The following is a 6,976-nucleotide window of genomic DNA, read 5'->3' as shown; positions in this document are numbered from 1 at the left end:
GCCTGGGCGATGGGCGCTCCGGCGGCCCGCAGCCGGCGTACGGCGGCGGTGATCGGTCCGTACGTCGAACCCCAGCCCAGCACCAGGGTCGTGGCCGCCCGCTGCAGGTATGGATCAGGTCGCGGCGCCGGCGAACACCTTCACGGCTCCGGTCTGGTCGACCAGCAGGCCGTCCGAGCGGATGATCGCCCGGAAGGTCACCAGGTCGGAGTTGAACGCGTAGTCGTCGGACCGCTCGAACCGCACCCCGCCCGCCATGCGCACGAAGTACTGGGAGAAGTCACCGAACGCGACGGACTTCGCGGTCGTGCCGACAGCGGCCACGTTCGGGTCGGTGTGGACCGGCTTGCCCAGCAGCGTGTCCGGGACGCCGACCTGGATGGACGGCTGCCACAGGTACTGGTCCTGCTTGTCCTTCAGCTTCCGGGCGGTGCCGAGGGTGGCGTCCCGCATCAGCCAGCCGCACGAGGCGCTGTTCCGGTACGGGGCGATGACGCTGTAGTACAGGTCGATCAGGTCGTCCGCGGTGAACGCGCCGCCAGCGCCGGTGCCGCCGGTCTTGCCGGTCGACGCGGAGGTGATGATGCCGGTCGGCTTGGAGGAGCCGTCGCCGGTGATGGCGTGGGTGCCGAACGCGTTGCCCAGCGCGCGGCCGGCCTGCATGGCGAGGTAGCTCTCCAGGTCGACACCGGTGTCGGTGAGCAGCTCGGTGGACGCCTGGAGCAGGACGCCGTACTTGTAGGCGCCCAGGGTGCGCTTGGCGAACGCCGGGTCGGACTTGGGCAGGTTGGCGGCCTCGGCGGTGAGCGCGGCAGTCGAGTGGGCCGTGGTCACCGGGATCTCGATGGTCTCGCCGGAGGCGGTGTTCAGGACCGTGGGCCCGGCCATCATCAGACCGGACACCTCGATGAGGTGGGCCATCAGGCGGCCGTAGAACGTGGTGGGCACGGTGTTGCCGCCCGCGGTCGCGGTGCCCTTGGTCAGGTCACGGAAGCTGACCCCGTCGGGCTTGGCGATGTCGATGCCGCGCATCTCGCCGCGCGCCCACCGGCGCAGCTCCGAGTCCTGCTCCTGCGGCTGCTGCCGCTGGTCGGCCGGCTTGGCGAGGAGCTTGGCGAACGCGTCCTCGGCGTCCTTGGTGCGCTGCTCCGCCTCGAGGAGGTCCTTCGCCCGGGCGTCGATCTTGTCGAGGTCGGTGTTCAGCGCCTGGTACTGCGCCTCTTCCTCCGCCGACAGGTCCCGCTTTTCCTTCTCGGCGGTGTCGAGCAGCGCCTTGGCCTGCTCCCAGATGTTCGCCCGGCGCTCCTGCAGCGCCTTGATGTGGCTGGACATGTGCCCTCCTGGGCATGACGACGACACCCGCGACCGTGCGCCGGGGTGCCAGTGGATGGGTGGGTGAGGTGGGTGTCGCCCTGCCTCAGAAGGTGCGGCGCTTCACCAGCTCGGCGCGCCGCTGCCGTACCGCCACGAGCGGGTGGGTGTCGCCCTGCCCGCCCGGCGGGATGATCGTGGGGGCCGGGGCCCCGAGGAACCGCTTCAGCTCACCGGCCTCGGCCGCCGCCCGCACCTCGGCCAGCTCCGCGCCAGCCTTCTCAGCGAGGGACCGCAGGCCTGTGGACGTGTCCAGGTACGCCGGATCGTTGACCGGGGCCACGTCGACCAGCTGCCCGGACAGCAGCGTCCGCACCGGGAACCCGTCGTCCGTCATCGCCCAGTCGTCCTCGAACGTGTAGAACGCGAAGCTGGATTCGGTGACGTCGCCGCGCTGCACCAGCTCGAACACGTCCGCCCGGGCGGCCGGCACGTCGACGCTGTAGTCCAGGCCCGTGCCGTCCGTCTGCAGCCGCAGCGTGCTCGCCCGCGTCGTGCCGAGCAGCATGTTGTTGTCGTGGTTGTAGCGGGCCATCACGCGCGGCCAGCCGTCACCCTCGGACTTCGCGAAGAACCCCGGGTCGATCCGCTCGACGAACCCGCCCAGGTTGCGTGACAGGGTGTTGAACTTCGCGGCGTACCCGCCGATCGTCCTGCTGTCGCCGGCCGCCCGGACCTCGACGAGGCCGCGCGTGAACCGACGCTCACTGTCGCCGTTCACTTCTTCTCGCTTCCGTCCGGGGCCACATTGCCCAGTGGCGTGTAGTCCTGCCCGAGCCCGCCGGGCAGCGGCGGCTCATCCTCGTGACGCCGCAGCTCGTCGATGTTGTTCAGCCCGATCGAGCGAGCGATACGGTGCGCCTGATAGCGGGTCAGCGTGTCGGTGCGCAGCATCGCGCTCGCGTTGAATCGGGCCTCCTCGGTGGGTGGCCGCAGCCAGGAGAACGCTTCCTCCAGGCGGGCCAGCCACGGGCGCAGCGTCCACGTCAGCAGGTCGATACTGTTCTGCTCGACCGTGGCGTAGGTGAGGCTGCCACCCGTCTCACCACCGACCTTCTCCGGCGGCACCCCGTAGATCGCGGCGACCTGGTTCGCCGTCGCCTTGATGGTCTCCAGGAACTGCGACTCGTTCGCCGGCACCGAGATCGCCCGGTACTTCACGCCGTTGCCCAGCGCGACCACGTCCCGGCCTTGGGCGGCCTCCTTGAACCGTGCCTTCAGCACGGTCGCGGCGCCCTGGTCCACGGCCATGTCCGTCTCCAGGACTGCGCTTGGCGTGGACCCGTTGGCGAACCAGTCCCGGCCGAACTGGTTGGCCAGCAGCCCGGCCTCCGTCGTCGTCGCGAAGTACGCGATCGGCGACAGCCCCAGGATCTGCCCGGGCACCGTGTAGGCGGGGATGTGGAACATCTGCCCGTCCTCGAGGCGCCGGCCCTTGTAGCACCAGACCGGGACGGCGGCGAGGTTGTCCTGGATGCTCACGTCGTCCGGGTGCAGCCACTCGATCTGGCTGGGCCAGCCGTCCGGGCCCCAGGCGACGATCAGCCCGTAGGCGTTGCCGCGCAGCGTCAGCGACGTCATGCACCGGTGCAGCCAGTCATACCGGAAGCCAGCCGCGGCCGGGCGCCGGAACAGCGGGGGCAATGGCAGCCGCTGCCGGTCCTCTCCGTCCGCCCGGTAAAACTTCAGAGGCAGGGAGGCCACGGAGTCCGCGAGCAGCCGTGTGGCCGCGTAGACGGGCCCCAGCCGCAGTGCCCGTTCCTGGCTGGTGCCGCGCAGCACGGCCGGGTCCGAGCCCGACCCCCACACGTCCTGGTACGAGATCGCCCGCTTCAGCGCCGTCCGGCGGAAGGGCCACCACTTCACGACTGCCCCCTCACCACACGTTGTTCAGGATGTCGCCCGGCGGTTCTTCTACCTCGGCGGTCAGGCCCCACTTGGCGAGGGTCCCGGCCACCAGCGGGCTGATGTCTACGGACGGGATACGGCGGGCCCACGCCCACGCGTCGCCCAGCGTCCGCTTCTGCGCGCCGGCCAGAGCCGACGCCAGCGGCGCATCGTCGAAGTGCGTCAGGGTCTGCGTCGTTACGGCGTCGTAGAACTGGGCGCACGCCGCGGCCATCTCCCGCGCCTTCGGCTGCACGACTGTCACTCCGAGCCCGGTCTCCTTGTCCTCCAGGTCGCCGATCAGCGACCCGGCCGGCCCCGCCCCGTCGATCACCCAGCACCGCGGGTTCCATTTCCCGTGCAGTTCCTTGGCGCGCTCCAGGATCCAGCCCGTACCGGGCCGGTGGTCGATGACCGTCACGTGCACGCCGCCCAGGTACCGGAACGCTGCGCTGATGGCCGCGTGCGACCGCTCCGGGGTCATGTCGATGGACAGCGCCACCGGCCCGGCCTGCCGCGCCTCAGCGACCGCCGAGACGTCCCCGACGGCCAGGGCCCGCCACGCCTCCTCGGCGATGACCTGCCACGTGTCGGCCTCGTCGGACGGGTAGTCGCCTACACCGAGCCGCTCACGCTCGAAGATGCCGCTGGACCCCAGCGAGGCCCGCTCGTTCCGGACGAACTCCGGGGTGATCAGGAGGCCCAGCGACGGGTTCGCCTTCGCCCACGACGCCGGATCGTCCGAGCTGTCGTGCTCCGTGCAGCCGGGCGGGCATTCGTCCAGGTGCGGGTCCACCGACCACTCGAAGTAGGCCAGGGACGGGTCCGGCTTCCCGGCCTCCAGCGCGGCCAGGGCTCGGCGCCGCAGACGGGCCAGCTGCACCGAGGGGGCGCCGATTCCGGCGCTGCCCAGGTACCAGAGCTGCGGGTTCTCGACGGCGGACATCGTCGGCATCAGCGCGCCCATCGCGTCGTCGCCGAGGATCATCGCCTCGTCCAGGATGTTGCAGTCGCCGGTCCAGCCACGGCCGGAGCCGCCGGAGCGGGCGATGAACTGCAGGGACTGCCCCGTCGTCAGCGTGATCGACGTCTCCGTCGTGTTGTTCAACATCCGCTTGACGCGTTTCCGCAGGTCAGGGCACCCGAGGATCAGGGACTGGATCCGCTGGAACGCGACTCGGCTCGTCTTGAACTCATGCGCGCTGTGAATGATCAGGCGCTCGCCCAGCAGGAACAGCCCCGCCAGCTCCCTGGCCTCGATCACCCCGCCCTTCCCGTTCTGCCTGGGCACGTTCACGGCGCACTCGAACGCCGCCCACTGGCCGTCCTCCCGTTCCCGCAGCCCGACGTCCAGGACGTGCTGCTGCCACGGCATCAGGTCCAGGCCGGCGTGCGCGGCCAGCTCGACCGCCTCCCGGCCAGCCGAGGACAGGAACGTCGGCGGCGCGGTGAACAGGCGGGGCCGCTGGGCACCGCGCAGCAGTTCAGGCTCGGCGAGCACGGAGCCTCCCGTCCTGCCGCTTCCTGGCCAGCTCGTCCACCCGGTCGGTCTCTTCGGCGACCGGCGCGAGCTTGTGCAGGGCCTCGAGCGCGGCCCGTAGTTCGCGAGCGGCGTTCGCCTTCGCCGTCGCCCCGTCCTTCCCGTCCATCACCTGGGCGAGGGTGAGGGCGAGTTGCGCCAGGCCAGGGGCGATATCGCCGACCCGGAGCCGTGCAATTTCGGCGGCGGTCCCTTCGACGTTGGTAGCCATGATCACCCCCGACCTGTCACTGAGAGTCACGTCACGGAGGGTGACCGCCTGCTAAATCGCTGGCGTTCGCCTCGGCGGATTAGCGAGTACAGGCCCCGTGTAAAAAATCGGGCGACAAGGGCGTTTGGGTCGCCCGGTCTTGCGCTCAAAAAGTAGTCGGGGCCTTGATCACCATTCGAGCGTCGCGCCCGTCGTCTCGGTCTTCGTCGCCGATCGTGACCGGTACCAGCGGGTGGCCACCCTGCGCATCTCGGGGTCTCGCATGGCCTCGATGCGGGCCATCACGATGCTGCGCCCGGGGTCGACGGCGATGATCTGTGCGTCCATGCGCCGGTAGCGGGCGAGCCACTTCGAGGTGGGCATGGTGTGGATCAGGTAGACGTCGACCTTGTCGCGGTGCTCGAACGCCTCGAACATCGCGGCGTAGCGGGCCTTGTGGGCGACGCGGAGCAGGAGCGGGTCCTGGTTCCAGTTGGGGGCGCCTGGCCCGGCGAGGGCGCGGGTGATGCGGTCGAGGTCGATGACGATGTCGCTGGGCTTGGCCCTGCTCTCGATCCAGCTCGTCTTGCCTGCGGCCGGCGGTCCGGTCACGATGTACAGCACGGACCGTCACCACCTCAGCTGGGGTCGCCGGGGGCTGGGCTTCGGTGACGCTGTGCGGTTGCCGCGGCTGCTGTTGCAGCGACGGTGCGCGGGCCGGGCGTTGGCCTTGTCGAGGAGCGAGCCGCCTCGCGAGAGCGGCTGTTCGTGGTCGAGGGTGAAGGACAACGGGTGCCGGGCGTCCAGCTCGTAGCCGATGTTGTGGCCGCACCACCAGCAGGGGAGTCGCTGGGCTCGGAGCCAGTCGACGAGGCGGCGGTAGGGGCGCCCGTTGCGCGGGTTGCCGGCCACGGGCGCCACCTCCCACCAATCTACGGCGCGGGGGCCTCCGTGCACGTCGGGTCGTCGAGGCAGTCCTGCAGCTCGTCGCGGTTGGCCCGGTTGAGCTGCTGCAGGCCTTCCATGTAGCGGTCGATCCGGTCGCCCTCGGGCAGGCCTTGGCAGGGGCTCGGCTCCTCGTCCATGCCTGCGTCGGGGCTGTCCTTGATGAGGTCTGCCCAGGCGGTGACGCATGCCTTGCGTGCGGCGGCCTGGTCGACGGTCTTGGTGGCGGTGACGGTGGGCTGCGGCTTGTCGTCGCTGCTGCCGCTGCTGCAGCCGGTGGTGAGGGCTGCGAGGGCGAGCAGGGCGGCGCAGGCGGCTCCGCGGGCGGTCATGGTTCCCCCCATGGGTGTTCGGATGCTGAACGGGCATCATCCGCTGCGTGTTGGTCGCTTGGGGGGTCTGTGGCTGTGTTGTGACGCGTTGGTGTCCGCCGCCGGGCGCCCCGCATCCCGCGGGTGCCCGTGATCCCCGCGTGGGGCCGCCTCCAGCCCCGGGCGCCAGGCGACGGACGGACACGACGCAGCCCCGGCCGGGTGGTCCTGGCCGGGGCTGCGTCGTGTGTTTGTGGGCACAGTTGTGCACGGCGATCGTCACACACCGTCTGACCTGCGGTCAAGCCGCTTGGCGTTCAGCGCGCTTGACGGCGAGCGCGGTGACGTCGACCGCTGCGAAGTACGGGAAGCGCTCGGTGCCTCCGGAGCGCTCGAGCTGGCCGCGGTAGACGAGGTTACGGAGGGCTCCGGCGCTGATGCCGCCGAGGACCTCGCGGGTCTGGGTGGCGGTGAGGTGACCGGGCCGGATGATCTGCGACTCCATGTCTCCATGATGCGGCTGGCCCCGCCGCGACGGGGGATTACGCGGCGGGGCCCGGTCTCAGTGTGGCAGGCGGCTGCTACTTGTCCAGCCGTTCCAGGGTGACCTCGTTCTTGCCCTGCGCGCGCTGCTGCTGCGGCGGGGCGCAACTGCGGCAGCGTGACGCGCAGGAAGGTCCGCAGCGGCCCGTGGCCGAGCGAGCGCGAAACCTCCTCCTGTGCCGGATCGGC

General features: G+C 70.7%; 9 protein-coding genes and 1 pseudogene. All 10 read right to left on the bottom strand.

Annotated features, from left to right (window positions below):
* Window positions 1–114: 114 nt before the first annotated feature.
* A complete protein-coding gene (locus tag ACWGO0_RS37135) occupies window positions 115–1,332 on the bottom strand; it encodes a phage major capsid protein (RefSeq protein WP_376183990.1) in 1,218 nt (405 codons plus the stop codon).
* An 85-nt stretch (window positions 1,333–1,417) separates the two neighbouring features.
* Window positions 1,418–2,092 (bottom strand): HK97 family phage prohead protease, encoded by a 675-nt coding sequence (locus ACWGO0_RS37130; RefSeq protein ID WP_375852300.1) that lies wholly within the window; start codon window positions 2,090–2,092, stop codon window positions 1,418–1,420.
* A complete protein-coding gene (locus ACWGO0_RS37125) occupies window positions 2,089–3,237 on the bottom strand; it encodes a phage portal protein (protein ID WP_375852299.1) in 1,149 nt (382 codons plus the stop codon). The genes ACWGO0_RS37130 and ACWGO0_RS37125 overlap by 4 nt, the downstream gene beginning before the upstream one ends.
* A 10-nt stretch (window positions 3,238–3,247) precedes the next feature.
* On the bottom strand, window positions 3,248–4,759 hold the full coding sequence (locus ACWGO0_RS37120; protein ID WP_375852298.1) for a hypothetical protein: 1,512 nt from the start codon (window positions 4,757–4,759) through the stop codon (window positions 3,248–3,250).
* Window positions 4,743–5,039 carry a hypothetical protein gene (locus ACWGO0_RS37115; RefSeq protein ID WP_376041147.1) on the bottom strand — a complete coding sequence of 99 codons (297 nt, stop codon included), beginning with the start codon at window positions 5,037–5,039 and terminating at the stop codon, window positions 4,743–4,745. The genes ACWGO0_RS37120 and ACWGO0_RS37115 overlap by 17 nt, the downstream gene beginning before the upstream one ends.
* Window positions 5,040–5,177: 138 nt before the next feature.
* Window positions 5,178–5,612 carry a hypothetical protein gene (locus ACWGO0_RS37110; protein ID WP_375852296.1) on the bottom strand — a complete coding sequence of 145 codons (435 nt, stop codon included), beginning with the start codon at window positions 5,610–5,612 and terminating at the stop codon, window positions 5,178–5,180.
* A gap of 6 nt (window positions 5,613–5,618) precedes the next feature.
* Window positions 5,619–5,900: an HNH endonuclease gene (locus ACWGO0_RS37105; protein WP_365421791.1), complete on the bottom strand. Its 282-nt coding sequence runs from the start codon at window positions 5,898–5,900 to the stop codon at window positions 5,619–5,621.
* A gap of 20 nt (window positions 5,901–5,920) precedes the next feature.
* The gene (locus ACWGO0_RS37100) at window positions 5,921–6,265 is read right to left on the bottom strand and encodes a hypothetical protein (RefSeq protein ID WP_365421788.1); all 345 of its coding nucleotides are present in this window, start codon (window positions 6,263–6,265) and stop codon (window positions 5,921–5,923) included.
* Window positions 6,266–6,545: 280 nt separating this feature from the next.
* A complete protein-coding gene (locus ACWGO0_RS37095; RefSeq protein WP_365437368.1) occupies window positions 6,546–6,749 on the bottom strand; it encodes a hypothetical protein in 204 nt (67 codons plus the stop codon).
* A 128-nt stretch (window positions 6,750–6,877) separates the two neighbouring features.
* Window positions 6,878–6,976 (bottom strand): annotated as a pseudogene (locus tag ACWGO0_RS37090) (ABC transporter permease); the annotation flags it as partial.

The sequence above is a fragment of the Streptomyces sp. NPDC055749 genome (genome assembly GCF_053617235.1).
Note: the sequence above shows the minus strand (reverse complement) of the source record. Positions and strands in the feature narration are given on the sequence as shown.

What these genes read in the sequence shown, in the direction of transcription:
- ACWGO0_RS37095 (WP_365437368.1), bottom strand. Translation starts at nt 6,749, where the DNA reads ATGGAGTCGCAGATCATCCGGCCCGGTCACCTCACCGCCACCCAGACC.
- ACWGO0_RS37100 (WP_365421788.1), bottom strand. Translation starts at nt 6,265, where the DNA reads ATGACCGCCCGCGGAGCCGCCTGCGCCGCCCTGCTCGCCCTCGCAGCC.
- ACWGO0_RS37135 (WP_376183990.1), bottom strand. Translation starts at nt 1,332, where the DNA reads ATGTCCAGCCACATCAAGGCGCTGCAGGAGCGCCGGGCGAACATCTGG.